Annotated in this window: 14 protein-coding genes; 8 read left to right on the forward strand and 6 right to left on the reverse strand. The window is 64.1% G+C overall.

What is annotated here, in order from left to right; all coding sequences use genetic code 11:
- Window positions 1-49 precede the first annotated feature (49 nt).
- Window positions 50-2,368, reverse strand: coding sequence for a penicillin acylase family protein (locus tag SPR01S_RS18215; RefSeq protein ID WP_439646757.1), 2,319 nt, complete (start codon window positions 2,366-2,368; stop codon window positions 50-52).
- Window positions 2,369-2,885: 517 nt separating this feature from the next.
- Here SPR01S_RS18215 and SPR01S_RS18220 point away from each other — a divergent pair.
- The 4 genes from SPR01S_RS18220 to dgcA all read left to right on the forward strand — a co-directional run bounded on the left by SPR01S_RS18220 (window position 2,886) and on the right by dgcA (window position 9,134).
- Window positions 2,886-5,891: a TonB-dependent receptor plug domain-containing protein gene (locus SPR01S_RS18220; protein WP_066592181.1), complete on the forward strand. Its 3,006-nt coding sequence runs from the start codon at window positions 2,886-2,888 to the stop codon at window positions 5,889-5,891.
- Window positions 5,892-6,122: 231 nt separating this feature from the next.
- Window positions 6,123-7,007 carry a LysR family transcriptional regulator gene (locus SPR01S_RS18225; protein ID WP_066592200.1) on the forward strand — a complete coding sequence of 295 codons (885 nt, stop codon included), beginning with the start codon at window positions 6,123-6,125 and terminating at the stop codon, window positions 7,005-7,007.
- Between the two features lie 94 nt (window positions 7,008-7,101).
- Window positions 7,102-8,133: an N-acetyltransferase DgcN gene (gene dgcN, locus SPR01S_RS18230; protein ID WP_066592182.1), complete on the forward strand. Its 1,032-nt coding sequence runs from the start codon at window positions 7,102-7,104 to the stop codon at window positions 8,131-8,133.
- Between the two features lie 8 nt (window positions 8,134-8,141).
- Window positions 8,142-9,134: an N-acetyl-D-Glu racemase DgcA gene (gene dgcA, locus SPR01S_RS18235; protein WP_066592184.1), complete on the forward strand. Its 993-nt coding sequence runs from the start codon at window positions 8,142-8,144 to the stop codon at window positions 9,132-9,134.
- A gap of 66 nt (window positions 9,135-9,200) precedes the next feature.
- Here dgcA and SPR01S_RS18240 read toward each other — a convergent pair whose 3' ends face one another.
- The 3 genes from SPR01S_RS18240 to SPR01S_RS18250 all read right to left on the reverse strand — a co-directional run bounded on the left by SPR01S_RS18240 (window position 9,201) and on the right by SPR01S_RS18250 (window position 10,701).
- A complete protein-coding gene (locus SPR01S_RS18240; RefSeq protein ID WP_218016778.1) occupies window positions 9,201-9,776 on the reverse strand; it encodes a hypothetical protein in 576 nt (191 codons plus the stop codon).
- A gap of 229 nt (window positions 9,777-10,005) precedes the next feature.
- Window positions 10,006-10,263, reverse strand: a complete 258-nt coding sequence (locus SPR01S_RS18245) for a hypothetical protein (RefSeq protein ID WP_066592189.1) — start codon at window positions 10,261-10,263, stop codon at window positions 10,006-10,008.
- A 30-nt stretch (window positions 10,264-10,293) separates the two neighbouring features.
- A complete protein-coding gene (locus SPR01S_RS18250; protein WP_066592191.1) occupies window positions 10,294-10,701 on the reverse strand; it encodes a ribose-phosphate pyrophosphokinase in 408 nt (135 codons plus the stop codon).
- A gap of 53 nt (window positions 10,702-10,754) precedes the next feature.
- Here SPR01S_RS18250 and SPR01S_RS18255 point away from each other — a divergent pair, with 53 nt between their 5' ends.
- Complete coding sequence (locus SPR01S_RS18255; protein WP_066592193.1) at window positions 10,755-11,450, forward strand: endonuclease/exonuclease/phosphatase family protein; 696 nt, start codon at window positions 10,755-10,757, stop codon at window positions 11,448-11,450.
- 20 nt (window positions 11,451-11,470) lie between these two features.
- Window positions 11,471-13,732 (forward strand): patatin-like protein, encoded by a 2,262-nt coding sequence (locus SPR01S_RS18260; protein WP_066592203.1) that lies wholly within the window; start codon window positions 11,471-11,473, stop codon window positions 13,730-13,732.
- Window positions 13,733-13,905: 173 nt separating this feature from the next.
- On the opposite strand, the gene SPR01S_RS21880 is transcribed toward SPR01S_RS18260, so the two are convergent.
- Both SPR01S_RS21880 and SPR01S_RS18265 read right to left on the reverse strand, forming a co-directional pair.
- Entirely contained in the window at window positions 13,906-14,073 is a 168-nt protein-coding gene (locus tag SPR01S_RS21880) for a hypothetical protein (protein WP_169803465.1), read from the reverse strand.
- Complete coding sequence (locus tag SPR01S_RS18265; protein ID WP_066592195.1) at window positions 14,070-15,080, reverse strand: threonine ammonia-lyase; 1,011 nt, start codon at window positions 15,078-15,080, stop codon at window positions 14,070-14,072. The genes SPR01S_RS21880 and SPR01S_RS18265 overlap by 4 nt, the downstream gene beginning before the upstream one ends.
- A gap of 150 nt (window positions 15,081-15,230) precedes the next feature.
- Between SPR01S_RS18265 and SPR01S_RS18270 the strand changes: the two genes are divergently transcribed.
- A complete protein-coding gene (locus SPR01S_RS18270) occupies window positions 15,231-16,448 on the forward strand; it encodes a type III PLP-dependent enzyme domain-containing protein (protein ID WP_084251288.1) in 1,218 nt (405 codons plus the stop codon).
- 158 nt (window positions 16,449-16,606) lie between these two features.
- Complete coding sequence (locus SPR01S_RS18275; protein ID WP_066592198.1) at window positions 16,607-17,686, forward strand: 1,9-bis(guanidino)-5-aza-nonane synthase; 1,080 nt, start codon at window positions 16,607-16,609, stop codon at window positions 17,684-17,686.
- The last annotated feature ends 157 nt before the right edge of the window (window positions 17,687-17,843 follow it).

Genomic DNA, 17,843 nt, shown 5'->3' on the forward strand with positions numbered 1-17,843 from the left:
ACTCTAGCGCGCGCGGCCCCCTCCCCGTCCCAGGGAGGAATTTGGCGGCTCACCCCTTTGCCGGCGCGATTGTAGTCCGCGTCACCGCGGCTTTATCCACCGCCGCTTTGCTGAACCACAAAGGCTGCATGTCGCCCGCCAGCCAATCCTGATACCAGTCGCGGTAGTGCGGCGAACGCGGGTCGGCCGACTGACCCGGCAGCAGGAGCACGCGGCTATTATCCCAGGCGCCGACATCGGCGACGAGCAGGTAGCTCGCGCCGTGCAGGACGTTGAAGGTCTTGCGGCCCAGGTTCACGCCACGTGCCATGACGGTGTAGCTGTCGCCGCCCGAACGGCCGCCATCGATCTTGGGGAAAGCCGCCGCGATCGCGGGCGAGGCTGACAACGGGTGGGCGATCGACACCTGGTGCAGGTCGCCCCAGCGCCATTGCGCCGGATCGGGGCCGGCGAGCTCGACCGCCTTGGTCCATCCTGCCGCCAGCGCCTTGTCCAGCAACGCGTCGCGCGCCGCCACAGGATTATCGCCGAGATAATGATCGGGATTGGCGAGCGCGCGCAGCATCTCCGACAGGTTCATCGTCTTGAGAAGATCGCGCGCCGCCTTGGGAATGACGAGGTCGCGAAACGCCGAGGACAGTTCCGGCATGACCTGTTCGTACAGCAGTGCCGCCGCGCTATCCGCCGCGATGCCGCAATTCCATTGCCGCAACAGCGCCGCCGCCGGGGTAGCTTCGGGCGACAGGGTCGTGGGCAGCAGCTTTACCAGCGCCCGCGCCGGCAGCGATTGCACGTCGTGCTGGAGCGCGACGCTATCCTCGACACGATGCTTCGGCTGGCTGTTCAGCACCTCGGCGATGCGATCATAGCGATAGGAATCGCTCCAGCTGAAGCTGATCTTGCGCTCGCGATACGGATAGTCGGACGGCAGATTCATCTGATTGGCGGAGGCGAACCAGCCGGCTTTGGGATTATAGCTGCTGGGCATTTCCTCGACCGAGAGGATGCCGGTCCAGTCGTAGCTGCCGTCGCCCGGCGCGGGAAACAGGCCATCATGCTTCGGCCGCTTGGGCGTGAACCCGCTCGCCTGCCACCCGGTATTGCCGTGGATGTCGGCGTAATGATGATTGGTCGGCGAGACGTGGATCTTGAGCGCCTGGCGCAGCGACGCCCAATCGTGCGCCAAGTTGATCGCGATGATCGCGAACCGCATGTTCGCGCCCGGCAGCAGCGCGACGCTGGCCTGGACGACGGCGCGTTGACGCGCGGGATCCTGCGAGATGACCGGTCGGCCTTGCGAATAGCGCAAGGTCACGCGCTCGGCCGGCGCGTCCTTGACCACGATCTCTTCCTCGACCGTCTCGAAGCGCTTCCATTGGCCGTTGTGCCAATATTGCTCGGGATCGTCCTCGCGCGTCTTGAGGATGAACAGGTCGGTCTGGTCGATATGGAAATTGGTCCGCCCGAAGGCAAAGCGATCGGTATGACCCTGCATGATCCCGGGCAGGCCGGGGTCGCCGCCGCCGATCACGTCCAGCCCCGGCGCGGTCAGATGCGCGATATGCCGCGGGCTGAGCCCACCGATTCCGAGATGCGGATCGTTGGCCAGGATCGGCCGGCCGGTCGCGGTGCGGCTGCCGGCGACGGTCCAGGCGTTGCTGCCTTGCGCGATGCGGTCGATGCGATCGATGTCGCGGTCGTACGCGGCGATCTTCTGGCCGAACGGTAGCGGAGCCGAGCCTTCGAGCAGGATGCCGAGATCGACCTCGCCGACCGCCGCGCAATCGAGCCCCTCCGGCACGGTGAATTGCCACGCCGGGCGCAGCGGATCCATGAACCGGTCATAGTCGAGCAGGCCGCACGCCTGAAGCTGCGCGTGGCGCACCTCGTCATCGGCATCGCCCAATCCGCCCCCGCGCAAGCGGACGAGATCGCGCACGTCCCAGCGCAGCGGCGTGATGCCCAATATGCCGAATTCGGGCGGCAACTGGCTGGGATCGGCCTCTAGCTCGTCGATCCGCGCGTTGATCCCGGCGACATAACCGCGCGCGCAATCGAGCACTTCGGGCGGCAGCGACTTGAGTTCGGCATCCACGTCGCCGCGATAGAGGAACAGCCGCGCCGCCCGATCCGCGGTGACGAAGCGCGGGCCGAACACTTCCGCCATACGCCCGAGCTCGCGACGATAGTCCCAGTCGAGCTGGAACATCCGGTCGCGCGCGACAACGTACCCCTGGCCGAAGAAGGCGTCATGCTTGGATTTGGCGCGGATATGCGGGACGCCCATCGCATCCTCGAGTATCTCGATCGGCGCCCGCGCGCCCGGCAGCCGGATGGTACCGCCGCGCTCGGGGCCTGGCTTATTCATTTGGCGGGCCGTGCTCGCAACCGGCAGAGTAAGCATCGCAACCGAGCTCAAGAGGAACGCGCGACGCTGAATCATCAAGGGTCCCAATCGTCATCACCCAATCGTTATCGCCATGAATCGAGACCCTATCGCAGCCGGTTAGGCAAAATGCATAGCAACCCGGGCATTGCCTATAGCCGTCGGCTATTGACGGCCCGCCACCCCTATTCCCCTAGGCTATACCCAAGCTAAATCATAGTAACGCCACTTGTATTGACCCCCTTTTGGCGCCCTGTAACCTCCCGTCTCGGAAGTGACATGTTTCCGCAACACAGCGGAGGGTCTCCTTCCAAAAAGGCAGGGATGGCGGGAGCAAGCCAATCGGCTCTCCGGTACGTCCCGCCGACAAATGCAGGTGGGACACATGGGCTGATCGACAGCCACATGGTCCAAGCTAGGAAATCAGGTCTCGGCGCGCCGCGCACGTTGGAGGAGGTCCTCCATATCGGTCTGATCGCAAGCCAAAGGGGTTGTTTGAATGTCAATTTTCGGGCGTATTCATCCGCGGATCGACCGCCGTTACGCGGCGGGCATCGCCATGACGGCGCTGGCCGTCGTTCATAGCGCGCCGGCCTTCGCGCAGACGGCTCCAGCCGCGCCGCAGGACGCCCAGGCGGCGCCGCAGGATGCTCAGACGGCCGCGGCCCCGGTCGACGGTTCCGACATTGTCGTCACGGGCTCGCGCATCGTGCGCAGCGGGTTCCAGTCACCGCAACCGCTGACGGTGCTGACGCAAAAAGAGATCGAAACGCAGTCGCCGACCAACAACCTGGCCGATTTCGTCAATACGCTTCCCGCGCTCGCGGGTTCGACCAAGCCGGCCAACTCGCGCCTCAACCTGTCGAGCGGCCAGGCGGGCATCAACGCGCTCAACCTGCGCAACCTCGACAACCAGTCAACCGGCACGCGGACCTTAGTATTGATAGACGGCCACCGCTCGGTCGGCTCGACGGTCAACGACATCGTCGACATCAACACGATCCCGCAAGGACTGGTGAAGAGCGTCGAGATCGTCACCGGCGGCGCCTCGGCGGCCTATGGTTCGGACGCGGTGGCCGGCGTGGTCAACTTCATCCTCGACAAGAAATATGAAGGTCTGAAGATCTCGGCCGACCGCGGCGTCACCACCTATGGCGACGGCGGCAATTATTCGGCCACGCTGACCGCCGGCACCGCCTTCGCTGGCGGCCGCGGCCACATTGTGTTCAATGCCGAGGTCGCGCATCAGGACGGCATATTCGAGGTCGACCGCGACTGGAACGCGACAGGCTATGTCCGCATTCCCAATCCGGCCTATGACTCCAAGCTCAACAACACCGTCCCGCAATATCTGACAACCCTGCGCCAGGTGGGCGCGGCGAACTCGACGCCAGGCGGCCTCATCATCAATTCGGCCGGCACCGTGGCGAATAGCCTGCGCGGGATTTACTTCGGCCAAGGCGGGTCGGTAAACCAATATCAGTTCGGCACGTTGACCTATCCGGCGATCACCGGTGCGTCGGGACCGTCGCTGACCCAGGGCGGTGATTGGCGGATCAATGATTCAGGCCGCCGCATCGGCCTGATGCCCGAGGACAGCCGCTACGGTGTCTTTGGCCGCCTGAGCTACGACATCGCGGACAATGTCGAGATTTTCTTCGAGGGATCATACAATCGAGAGAAATCGGTATTCAACGCCGGGCCTAACCTGTCGACCAGCATCAAGTACCTGAACGACAATGCCTTCCTCATCAACACGCTCGGACCGGCACGGTTGGCGGGCATCTCTAACGTGTTAGTCTCGACGACTGCGGCCGACCTACCCTACCGCGGCGTAAACAACGAGCGCAAGGTACAGCGTTACGTGATTGGCGCCGATGGTCAGTTCCAGGCGTTCGGTAAGGCCGCGCATTGGGACATTTATGCCCAATATGGTCGTGCCGACATGCGTGAGCAGCTGACCAATATCATGAACACCCAGAACATGCTCAACGCGACCGACGCGGTGTTCGCGCCCGCCGGCAACGCGCTTGGCGTGGCGGCGGGAACGATCGTCTGCCGGTCGTCGCTGACCAGTCCGACCAATGGCTGCATCCCGCTCAACCGTCTGGGCGTCGGCGTCGCCAACCCCGCCGCCTTCGCTTATGTACTCGGCAATCCCGAACGCGACGAGATCGCCGAACAGAAGGTTACCGGTGCTAATCTGGCGCTCACGCCGTTCGCCACCTGGGCAGGCGATGTCAGCGTCGCAGTCGGCGCTGAATATCGCGAAGAAAGCATCAAGGGCTACGTCCCGCCGCAGTACCGGCCAATCATCACCGTCGACTCGCAAGGACGTGCGAGCACGACGAATACCTGGTCGGTCGGGAACTATCTCCCGACAAACGGCAGCTACAACGTGAAGGAAGCTTATCTCGAAACCGTAGTGCCGCTCGGCCTGGGCCTCGAGTTCAACGGCGCGGTGCGTGCAACCGATTATTCGACGTCGGGCTATGTCACGACTTGGAAGGCCGGTCTCACCTGGCAACCGATACGGGACATTCGCTTCCGCGTGACGCGCTCGCGTGACATCCGGGCGCCCAACCTCAGCGATCTCTATCAGACGGGCGGCTCGAACAGCGATTCGGTTCACAATCCATTCTACGACAAGGATCCGGTAGCCAACCCGCAGGCAAGCTATGGCTATTCGGCGACGGTGGTCGGCAATCCCAACCTGAAGCCCGAAAAGTCGAATTCCTGGAACATCGGCGCGGTCATCACGCCCCGGTTCCTCAAGGGCTTCAACGCGTCGATCGATTACTTCCGCATCGAGATTAAGGACGCGATCGGCTCGTTCGGCGCGCAGGACATCATCAACCTTTGCGCCTTGGGAAATCAGGACTTCTGCGCCGCCTATACCGTTGATCCAGCTAATCCGCTGAGGCTGCTGTTCCGCACCCAGCCGTTCAACTTCTCGCGCCAACTTGTTCGCGGCATCGACTATGAGGCGGCCTATCGGATCCCGCTGGGTGGGCAGAGCGCCTTCACCCTTCGCGGCACGGCGACCAACTATCTCGACAATCTCGTTTATACGGGCATCCAGGGGTCGGTCGCGGTCAACACCGCAGGCGTAAACGGCGGCCAGGGCAGCACGCCGAGCTGGATATTCCATTTCAGCGGCACGCTGGATTTGCCGACCACGTCGATCACAGCGGTGGCGCGCGGCGTGAGTTCGGGCAAGTATGCCTCCAACGGCATCGAGTGCCAGACCACTTGTCCGGTATCGAGCACCAGCTACCCGACCTATGACAACAATCGCGTGTCGGGGCTGTTCTATGTCGATCTCAACCTGACGCAGAACATCAAGATCAACAACAAGTCCGATGCGCAATTCTTCGTCAACGTGACCAACCTCTTCAACCGCTGGCCGTTGTTGGTCCCTGAGACCGGTCTGGCTGCCAATACGACCTATTCCGACATGCTCGGACGTACCTTCCGCGTCGGCGTTCGCATCAAGCTGCGCTGATCCAGAGTCCCTCCCCTGGGGCGTCGCGTGATCGAAAGTCGCGTGGCGCCCCTGCTCTTTTCGAGGCTGCGCTCCGGGGCGGACTTTGCAATCCATAGCTTTAGGGAATAGGTACGGGGAAACCGCGTCATTCCCAGGCCGTTAGCGGGCGCCGCCGTCGCAATGACGAGCAAATCCAACGCGGTGTTCGATGACCGGCGTTTTCGACGCGGGTATCAAGAGGGCCAAGACATGAACCTGCGCCAGCTCGAAGTCTTCCACGCCGTCTATCTGCACGGCACGGTCAGCGCCGCGGCGCGCTCGCTCAACGTCTCGCAGCCTTCCGTCACCAAGGTCCTCCGCCACGCCGAAGATTCGATCGGCCTGCCGCTGTTCGAGCGTGCCCGTGGCAGACTGATCCCAACCCAGGATGCGCGGGCGCTATTCGGCGAAGTATCGGAAATCCAGGATCGCGTGCGCTCGCTGCGTCAGGCGTGCCACAATATGCGGCTCGGCAGGGGCAGCCTGTTGCGCATCTCGGCGCTTCCGTCGCTTGGCCTGGGCGCCATTCCCGACGCGGTCGCGGAATTCCTGCGCGGACATGAGGATATCCTGTTCGACCTGCAGACGCTCCATCACGACGAAATGGTCCGCAAATTGTACGAGCGCGAGACCGATATCGCGATCAGCTATGAGGTGCCGCCGGCTGCACCCGTCGGGCATCAGGTGATCGGCGAAGGCGAATTGGTCGTGCTCTACCGCGAGGAGGATTTTCCCGACGCGCCATCGCGCGTTCACCTCTCCGACTTGCGCGAGCACAAGTTCATCAGCCCCGTGCAATCGGGCCCGATCGGCCGCATGTTGTCGAGCGAACTAAGCCAATTGGGCGTCGTGCTCGACGAAGTCGTGTCGGCGCGAACCTATTATGTCGCTGCCGCCCTGGTCCGAGCCGGCGTCGGCATGGCGATCGTCGACAATTTCACCGCACAGGCCTCGATCGCGCCAGGGCTCGCCTCGCGCCCGCTCCAGCCCGCGATCACTTTCGATATCAACGCCGTCTATATGCAGGACCGCCCGCCGACCCACACCGCCTCCGAATTCCTCGACCTTCTGGCGGACGTGATCGATAAGCTATAGCCCCACGCTATAGGGGCCGTGGCGTTAAATATTGGGGCTGATCCGGGTGCGGCGATACAGTTTGTCCTCCCTCGAAATTTGCAGCCGAACCGACATGATCGCCACGCCTTACCTTCTGTATCTCGGTCACTCGAACGACCATGCCGGTATCAAGACGTCGCGCGGGCTGGCCGTATTCCGGCCGGAAGTGTGCGTGGGTGAGTTCCGCCACGACGATTGCCGGCTGACGCTCGACTTGCCGCGAATGGATTTCGCAACGGCGGCCGCGGCTGGCGCCAAGACGCTGATCCTGGGCGTCGCCAATGCCGGCGGCACACTGGGCGAGGACATGGTTGCCGACGCGATCTCGGCGATGGAAGCGGGGCTCGACATCGCATCGGGCCTTCACCAGCGCCTCAAGGATGAGCCGCGGCTGGTCGAGGCGGCGCGCCTGCTCGGCCGCGCCTTGCATGACGTGCGCGATCCGCAGCAGGGCATTCCGGTCGGCAACGGCAAACCGCGCGCGGGCAACCGCCTGCTGACCGTCGGCACCGATTGCTCGGTCGGCAAGATGTACACCACCTTGTGCCTGACACGAGGGTTGACCGAGCGCGGCGTCAAGGCGGATTTCCGCGCCACCGGCCAGACCGGCATCCTGGTGGCGGGAAGCGGTGTGCCGCTCGATGCGGTGATCGCCGACTTCATTTCGGGCGCGATCGAGCAATTGTCGCCCGCCAGGACCGACGGCGGCTGGGATCTGATCGAAGGCCAGGGATCCCTGTTCCACCCGTCCTTCGCGGGCGTTTCCACCGGACTGCTGCACGGCGCCCAGCCCGATGCGATCGTCATGTGCCACGACCCGGTCCGCAAGCATATGCGCGGCCTGCCGCATTTCGGCCTGCCCGGAATCGCCGAGTGTCTGGCCGCCAATCTTCAGGTCGCCCGGTTGACCAGCCCGAACGTGCGAGCCGTCGGCATCGCGCTCAACACCTCTGCCATGCCCGAGGACGAGGCGCGCGCGCTGTGCGCCCGGACCGCGGACGAGACGAATCTCCCCTGTTCCGATCCGTTCCGGTTCGGCGTCGATGCCATTCTCGACACGTTGCTCGGCGAACCTGCCCGTGCGGGCGCCAAGCAGACCGCCTGATCGCCATCATGCGCCGCACGATAACGATCCAGCCCGAGACCTTCCCGCTCAGCACCCCGTTCCGCATCTCGCGCGGGACCAAGACCGCCGCCGAGGTCGTAACCGTGCGGATCGAACAGGACGGCGTGGCTGGACGCGGCGAATGCGTTCCCTATCCACGCTATGGTGAGACGATCGACAGCACGATCGTCGCGATCGACGCGGTGCGAGGTGCGCTGGAAAGCGGTGCGGGGCGTGACGAGCTGTTGCGGCTGATGCCGGCGGGCGCTGCCCGCAATGCAGTCGATTGCGCATTGTGGGACCTCGAAGCGCGTCTGACGAACAGCGAGGTGGCGACGATGATCGGCCTGAAACAGCCGATTGGTCCGATCGCGACCGCAATGACCGTTGGCCTCGACACGCCCGACCGCATGCGCGTGGCGGCGGCGGCGCTGGCCGACGTGCCACTGATCAAGGTCAAGGTCGACCGCACCGATCCCGCCGCCCAATTACGCGCTGTCCGCGACGCGGCGCCCCTGCCCCGCCTGATCGTCGATCCCAATGAAAGCTGGACGATCGACGAGGTGCGTTCGCTGCAGCAATTGTTGCTCGACCTGAAGGTCGACCTGCTCGAACAACCATTGCCGGCGGCCGACGATGCCGCGCTCGCCGGCTTCGTCTCGGCGATCCCGATCGCAGCCGACGAGTCGGTGCACGAAGCGTCGAATCTTGGGGCGCTGCCCGATGGCTATGGCGTCGTGAACATCAAGCTCGACAAGGCCGGCGGCCTGACCGCGGCGCTCCAGCTGGCGGAGGAAGCGCGTCGGCGCGGGCTGGACGTGATGACTGGCTGCATGGTCTGCTCGTCGCTATCGATCGCGCCGGCGCTGATGATCGCGGTGGACAGCGTGTTCGCCGATCTCGACGGTCCGCTATGGCTGGCGCACGATCGGGAGGGGGGCGTCGAATGCGTCGGCGGGAAGCTCCGCGCGCCGCGACCGGGGTTCTGGGGCGACAGCTAGGGGGTGCGCACTTTGGTTTGCCGCCCGGTAGGTCATCCACGGCAGAAGCAGAATTATCCAGCCGACCTACTTCACGCGGGTTAGATAAGCCTTGAAGACGGCGGCCCAGGTGCGTCCGCCATCCCGCGAGTAAGAGATCTCATAGCGGTGCGAATCTGTCGTGATGTCAGACCAAACCCCGCGCACTAGGACGTTGCGGTCCTTGTATTTCCCGGTCGCGTAAAACTCGCCCCTCCCGTCCTTGAATTCACCGATCCCGGGCGTGTCCACCTCCGCGCTGTCGCTGTCGATGTACGACTGGCTCCATTGGTGCGACTTCGCATTGTAGAGAAAGATCGTCGCTCCCTGCCAATGTCCATCCTGTCCATCGACATCGAGCTGCTCGATCCAGCCGCGGCCGCCCCAGATCGGCATAGCGGTCTTGGTGCCGTCGGACGTGGTGATATGAGTTCCGCCGTCGAACGGATCGAGCACACGAGTGATGTGGGTGTGCCAGACGCCGCGCGCGAAGTCGAAATCGTGCGACCCATCGTGCGGCGGCTGCGGCACTGCGGCCGTGTCGGCGGCGCGGCCGATCCCAGCCGGCAGACCGAACGCCAGGGGCAGGGCCAAACCGAGAGCCATTGGGGCGCGAATGTTCATCCCTACATCTCCGACAAGCGAGCATCGTCGCGCCACATGTGATCGGACACGCGATCGGATCGAAGTGCCGGTCGCGGGAAATCTTTCTGGTCCACTCCACCGAGTGCATCATTCGACCGCCACGCCCGCGCGATCGGAGCATGATTGGGCGTGGCATTGGTTTTGCCGATAGCATGCTGAGCGACCCGCAGCGGGGGTGTGGGGTGGAAACTAGGCCCTGGATCGAGGTCTAGAAACATCGACCGAATAGCGAAATTCTTCGATGCATCTCCTCTTTTAACGCTGGTTGAGCTGCTTCGATCGGAGCCACCAGCGTATCCATTATGTCGAAGATGACGGCCGCGGCCGCTTGGGCCACATCGCGATGTCTATCTTTCGTTTCGTCGTTGATGCCGGCGATGTCGACGATGCTCTGCAGCTCACGGATCGCCCTCATGGCGGAAGCGATCGCAAGCACAGAGAAATCTTTATCGTCCCGATCTTTCATTTTAAGATGCCCTTGCCTCGTCCGCGATTATCAGTCCCGGCTCCGCCAATAGTCGAACGCGATCTGCTGCTGCTCGCGAACCAGCTTCATCGCTCGCGGCCCCGTCCACGGCCCGTCATACCCCAGCACGAACGCCCGCGCACCGCCCCACCAACCCTGGCCCGGCAGGCCATCCGACTCGCGAACGACCAGTACGGCGAGTTCTGGTTCGCCTGCAGCGATGGCGGCATCGTCGATCACGTCGAGCGTCTTGCATACCGCGCGCATCTTGGGCCGAGTGAAGCGATGCCCCAATTGCGCAAGCAAGTGCGAATAGCTGACCGCCTCGCCCGCTACGGCCGCCTCGATCAGCAACGCGCGGACGCGGGCGACATCGGCGATCGAATTGGCAGAGCTTTGGTCGATTATGGCGCCTGCGGGATGACACGCACCGGTCATTTGGGCTAGTCCTCTGCAACTCGCACCAGCCGGAGGCGTTCACACAAACTCCAATGATCAAGGTCGCGAGCTACAATATCCGCAAAGGCGTCGGTACCGATCGCATCCGCAGCCCGGAGCGGATCATGGCCGTGCTGCACGAAATCGACGCCGATGTGATCGCGCTGCAAGAGGCCGACCGGCGGTTCGGCCGGCGTGCGGCGATTCTCGATTCCGAGCATCTGTCCGATCACGGCGCGTGGAAGGCCCTGCCGTTCGGATCGCGGCCGCTGTCGAGCGGTTGGCATGGCAATGTGCTGCTGGTCCGCCGCGACGCCCAGGTGGTCGATTGCGAGGCGATCCATCTGCCGACGCTGGAGCCGCGCGGCGCGGTGATGGCCGATCTGCGCATCGACGGTCAGGCGATCCGCGTGGTCGGCATGCACCTCGATTTGTCGGGCCTGATGCGGCGGCGCCAGGCCGACGCGATCCTGGCGCATCTCGACGCCAGTACGCATCAACTGCCGACGGTGATGATGGGTGATCTCAACGAGTGGACCCGCGCGTCGGGCTGCCTCAAGGATTTCGGCTCGCGTTTTCACTTTGCGCCGACCGGGCCCAGCTTTCATGCCCGCCGGCCGGTCGGGCGGCTCGATCGGATCATGGCCTCGCCCGATCTGACGATCGTCGATTGCGGCGTGCATGTCAGCCATGCGTCGCGCTGGGCCTCCGACCACCTACCGATCTGGGCCGAGGTGAAGGCAGCGTGACGCGCGAGAAGGAATTGCGCATGGCGTTGGTCTGCTACGGCGGGATCAGCCTGGCGGTCTATATGCACGGCATCACCAAGGAGATCTGGCGCCTGGCCCGGGCCAGCCGCGCGTTTCACTCGGGGCAGCCGCCGAGCGTCACATCGACCGAACATATCTATTGCGGCTTGCTGAGCGAGATCGAGGCGGAAGCCGAGATGCGGCTGCGCGTGCTGCCCGATATCATCGCGGGCGCCAGTGCGGGCGGGATCAACGGGGTGTTCCTGGCGCAGGCATTGGCGACCGGACAAAGCCTGGAGCCGCTGACCCAATTGTGGCTCGACGTCGCCGACGTCGAGGCATTGATCGACCCGGAGGCGGCGCCGTCGCACCGGTTCGCCAAAGTATGGGCGCTGCCGATCGCCTGGATGGCGCAGCGGCGCGGCGCGGCGCGGGTCGACGAACTGGTCGATTCGGAAGCACGGGCCGAAGTCGAGAAAAAGCTGTCGCATTTCGTCCGCTCACGCTGGTTCGAACCGCCGTTCGGCGGAGAGCGTTTCACCAATCTGGTGCTCGATGCACTGGCGGCGATGGCCGAGAGCGGTGGCGACGGCCGGTTGCTGCCCGCCGGCCAGCCGCTCGATCTGTTCGTTACCGTTACCGATTTCCGCGGCCATCCCGAACGGCTCGAACTCAATTCGCCGCCCGAGGTGTTGGAAACCGAGCATCGCCTGGTCATCCCGTTCACCGATCACGGCACGGGCGGGTTCGCCGATCCGGCCGAACTCGTTTTCGCCGCGCGCGCCACGTCGAGCTTTCCGGGTGCCTTCCCGCCCTTCACCATCGCCGAGCTCGATAAGGTGCTGACCGATCGCGAAATGGCATGGCCGACGCGCGACGCCTTCCTGCAACGCGCCCTGCCGCGGCAATATGCCGTGAATGCGGTCGACAGCGCGGTGCTGATCGACGGATCGGTGCTGGTCAACGCGCCGTTCCGCCCGGCGATCGATGCGCTCCGCGAACGCCCTGCGCGCCGCGAGGTCGACCGCCGGTTCATCTATATCGACCCCTCACCCGGCGCCGGCTTCCATTTCGGCACAACCGCGGCGCCATCGCCGGGATTCTTCCAGACGATCATTGGCGCGATCTCCGAGATTCCCCGGCAACAACCGATCCGCGACAATCTGGAGGAAATCCAGGAACGCAGCCAGCGGATCGAGAAGATGCGCGCGATCACGCGGTCGATCCGCCCCGAGGTCGAGACGCAGATCGAAAGCCTGTTCGACTATACGTTGTTCATGGACTCGCCGACCGCGACCCGCCTCAAGAACTGGCGCATCAAGGCGCAAAATGCCGCAGCAGCAAAGGCGGGTTACTCCTACGCCGCTTATGGTCATCTCAAAGTGGCGGGCGTAATCGACCTGATCAGCAACCTGCTCCACGCCGTGGGGGGCGAGCCCGGGGCCGACCGCCTCATCCGTATCCGCCAGGCGGTCGAGGCGGCGGTGCAAGCCAGCGACGGCGGGCTGACCTTCGCCGGCAAGGCCAGCGAATCGGCGATCCTGTTCCTGCGCTCGTTCGACCTCGGCTTCCGTATTCGCCGGCTGCGGCTGGTCGCACGCAGGCTTGCCGAACTGGAAGAAGACTTGTCCGAGGAGCAGCTCACCGCTGCGCGCGACGCGATCTACGACGCGCTCGCCGCTTATCTCGAGGCCAAGCGAACGGACACGCATCTCGCCTTGCGCCGCGACGTCCGCAGCCTGCACAACGACGCCGCGCCATTGCTCCAAAAGCTGGCGGCATCTCTCAACCTCAAAGACCTCGATGACGACACCGACGCCAAGTTGGCCGACGCCTTTGCCGGCATGGCGAAGGACGTGAAGCGGCCACTATTGCTCACCTATCTCGGTTTCCCCTTTTTCGACGTCGCGACCTTGCCGCTGCTCCAGGGCGAAGGGCTCGACGAATTCGATCCGATCAAGGTCGATCGCGTCGCACCGGAGGACGCTACCGCGATCCGCAAGGGAGGCGCCGAGGCGACGTTGAAAGGCATTCAGTTCAACAGCTTCGGCGCGTTCTTCAGCCGCGCGTATCGCGAAAACGACTATCTTTGGGGCCGGCTGCACGGCGCCGAACGAATGATCGACATCATCGTGTCCGCGCTTCCGCCGCGCGTGCGGATGAAGCCGGGGCGCGTCGCCGCGATCAAGCGCAATGCGTTCCACGCGATCCTGGACGAAGAAGAAGCGCGCCTGACCGCGGTTCCGGGCATGATCGAAGCGTTGAGGCGGGAAGTGGGTTAGGATTGCATGCGATAAGGTCTGTCCCTCATGCCGGCCATGTGCCGGCATCCACCGGGCCGCAAACCCAAACGCCGATGGATGCGCTGCACAGTGGATGCCGGCACAAGGCTGGCATGACGATTTAGCTTTCGTTGCATTCCAAGATTGGGTGCGACCCGTCTCTCGGACGAGATCTACAGCGTCCAGACCAGCACATTCCCCACCAGCACCACCGCCATTACCACCATCAGCACGCCCTTGGTCCGCGTGTCGGGCCGGAGGCTCAATCGCACGCCGAAATAGACCAGGATCGCCGCCGCGATCATCGCGACGGCATAGGCCATGTCCTGCATGCCGCTCACGATTCGCTTTCGCTCAGCGCCGGGAAAGCCGGTGCCTCGGCCGGTTCGGGGGCCAGTGCCCTGGCATAAGCGTCGATATCGACATTGCCGCCCGACAGGATCACCAGCATGCCAGGCTCGGCGGCCACCTTGCCGGCGAGCAGCGCCGCCAATCCGACCGCTCCACCCGGCTCGACCACGAGATGCAGCTTGCTCGCTGCCCAGCGCTGCGCCGCGCGGACCTCCGCCTCACTGACGGCCACACCCTTGGCGTCGCGCCGTGCCAGCACTTCGAACGTCAGCGGCGAGACCACCGGCGTCTGCAACGCGTCGCACGCGGTCGGTGGCGGATTGGGACCGACCGGTTCGATCCAGCTTGCCTCGAGGCTGCGGCGCATATCGTCCCAGCCCTCGGGTTCGACCACGGTGATCCTGGCTTCGCTCAGGCCAAGGGCGATCCCTGCCGCGAGCCCGCCGCCGCCGCAGGGAATCACGACATGCGTGGGTTCGCCCAATCCGATCGCCTCCATCTGCCGCCGCGCCTCGATCCCGGCGCTCCCTTGGCCTTCGATGATCCAGGGATCGTCGAAGCTCGGCACCAGCACCGCGCCGCGCGCTTCGGCCAGTTCGGCGGCGATCCTCACCCGATCCTCGGTCATGCGATCATAGGGCACGACTTCGGCCCCGAGCGCGAGCGTGCCGTCGCGCTTCGCCCTGGGCGCGTCCGACGGCATCACGATCGTCGCCGGAATGCCTAGCCGTTTCGCCGCCCAGGCGACTCCCTGGGCGTGATTGCCCGAAGAGAAAGCGACCACGCCCTTCGCGCGCTGGTGATCGTCCAACGCGGTCAGCCGATGCCAGGCGCCGCGCAGCTTGAACGCGCCGATCGGCTGTAGCGATTCGGCCTTGAAGGCGATCGTCACGCCGTTGATTTCCTGCGTGAAAAGCGGTGACGGCGGCAGGATTGCCGCGATCTTTGCGGCGGCGTCACGGACCCCTGCCCGCGTTGGCTGTCTCACGATCGTCACTTTTCATCTCCGCTCATCAAAATCGGGTCCAAAAAGTCTTTACTTGGTAATCTTTGGACCTTATCTGCCCGCTTCCCGCTGCCCCATGGGACTTCCAACCGCAAGGCAGCATTTCACCGTACGGCGCAAGCCACTTGGAGGTCCCTTGAGTTGCACAAGCATCATAGCGCGCTGGGGCTAGCGAAAGCCCCTGGTAATTCCGCCCGCGGGATTGCTCTTGATCAGCGTCCGGTTCAGCCGGTCACGCTCATTCGCCCGCATGCGGCCGCCCGCGCCGCCCGATTCTTCGTCGAGAAGTTTCCGGGCCGCTCGATGTATGCCGTCAAGGCGAATCCGTCGCCCGAACTGATCCAGATCCTCTGGGACAGCGGCATCACGCATTACGACGTCGCCTCGATCGCCGAGGTGCGGCTGGTGCGGCGCACGTTGCCCGACGCGACCCTGTGCTTCATGCACCCGGTCAAGGCCGAGGAAGCGATCCACGAGGCGTATTTCACGCATGGCGTGAAGACGTTCAGCCTCGATTCGATCGAGGAACTCGACAAGATCGTCCGCGCCACCCACGGCGCGAGCGACCTTACGCTGTGCGTGCGCCTGCGCGTGTCGTCCGAGCATTCCAAGCTCAGCCTTGCGTCGAAGTTCGGCGTGGCGCCGGGCGAATCGAAGGAGTTGCTGTTCCAGGCGCGGCAGACCGCCGATGCTTTGGGCATCTGCTTCCATGTCGGCAGCCAGGCGATGACCCCGGCGGCTTATGCCGAGGCGATGGAGCGCGTGCGCCAGGCGATCGTGGAAGCCGGCGTGACGGTCGACGTCGTCGATGTCGGTGGCGGCTTTCCGTCGACCTATCCCGGCATGGAGCCCCCGCCGCTCGAACATTATTTCGAGACGATCCACCGCGCGTTCGAGAGCCTGCCGATTTCCTATTCGGCCGAGCTCTGGGCCGAGCCGGGCCGTGCCTTGTGCGCCGAGTACAGCTCGATCATCGTGCGCGTCGAAAAGAGGCGCGGCGACGAATTGTACATCAACGACGGCGCCTATGGCGCGCTGTTCGACGCCGCGCATATCGCATGGCGGTTTCCGGTAACGCTGCTGCGCGAGCCCGACAGCAATGCCAGGGACATGGCGTTCAGCTTCTATGGCCCGACCTGCGACGATCTCGACCATATGCGCGGGCCGTTCATGCTGCCGGCGGATGTGCGTGCGGGCGATTATCTCGAGATCGGGATGCTCGGCGCCTATGGCTCGGCGATGCGGACCGCGTTCAACGGCTTCGGATCGGACGAGACGGTGATCGTCGACGACGAGCCCATGGCGTCGCTTTACCTGAGCGAGGACCGCGAGGTCGCGTCGAACGTCGTAAAGCTGTAACAGCTACCATCCACAGTCGTCATGCCAGCGAAAGCTGGCATCTCGCGCAGTATTCCTACTGCTTGAGACCCCAGCTTTCGCTGGGGTGACGGCTATTTTCTTACGGGTTTCCGCGTCCCCTTGAACGACGGCGGCATGAGAAAACGGGAATTGAACCCATGACCGACACCCTGACCAAGACCGCGGCTGCCAACGCGCCGATCAACGACACCCGCAAGGCGGAATTGCTGTCGAAGACGGTCAAGCATATCGACATCACATCGTTCGACGCGCGTCCGATCGTCGACGCGATGAGCGACATGAGCTTCACTAGCCGCGACCTCGGCCGCGCGACCAAGATCTACAATCAGATGCTGGCGGACAAGGATTGCACCGTCGTTCTGGTCATCGCCGGTTCGACCTCGGCCGGCGGCTGCATGGACCTGTATGCCGAGTTGATCCGCAACAACATGGTCGACGTGGTGGTCGCGACCGGCGCCTCGATCGTCGACATGGATTTCTTCGAGGGTCTTGGTCACAAGCACTACCAAGCGCTTGAAATCCCGGACGACGATACGCTGCGCTCGCTCTATATCGACCGCATCTACGACACCTATATCGACGAGGAGCAGCTCCAGGATTGCGATCACACGATCCTGAAGATCGCCGACAGCCTGGAAGCCAAGCCCTATTCGAGCCGCGCGTTCATCCGCGAGATGGGCAAGTATCTCGCCGAGCATGGCAAGAAGGACAACAGCTTGGTCAAGCTCGCCTACGAGCACGACGTGCCGATCTTCTGCCCGGCGTTCGTCGACTCGTCGGCGGGCTTCGGCCTGGTCAAGCACCAGGTCGACCGCGCCAAGTCGGGTCAGCCCTATATGGTGCTCGACGCGATCGCCGACTTCCGCGAGCTGACCGAGATCAAGATCCAGGCCGGGACTACCGGCCTGTTGATGATCGGCGGCGGCGTGCCGAAGAACTTCGTCCAGGACACCGTGGTTTGCGCCGAGATCCTCGGCCACGAGGATGTCGAAGTGCACAAATATGCCGTGCAGATCACCGTCGCCGACGTCCGCGACGGCGCCTGCTCGTCCTCGACGCTGCAGGAAGCGGCGAGCTGGGGCAAGGTCAACACCGGCATCGAGCAGATGGTATTCGCCGAGGCCGGATCGGTAATGCCGCTGCTGGCGAGCGATGCGTATCATCGTGGCCTGTGGAAGGACCGTCCCGAGCGGCGTTGGGCGAAGCTTTTTGCTTAAACGCTGACGGCTAACGACAATTAACGAGGCGGCGTCCGGACCATCCGGGCGCCGCCTTTCTCCTTCTCCCTTTGGGGGAAGGAAGGGGCCCGCTCGCGTAGCGAGTGGGAAGGATGAGGGTAGCATCTGGCTGCAATCGACCCTCACCCTTCCGCCG

The sequence above is a fragment of the Sphingomonas pruni NBRC 15498 genome (assembly GCF_001598455.1).
GTDB classification, from domain to species: Bacteria; Pseudomonadota; Alphaproteobacteria; order Sphingomonadales; family Sphingomonadaceae; genus Sphingomonas; species Sphingomonas pruni.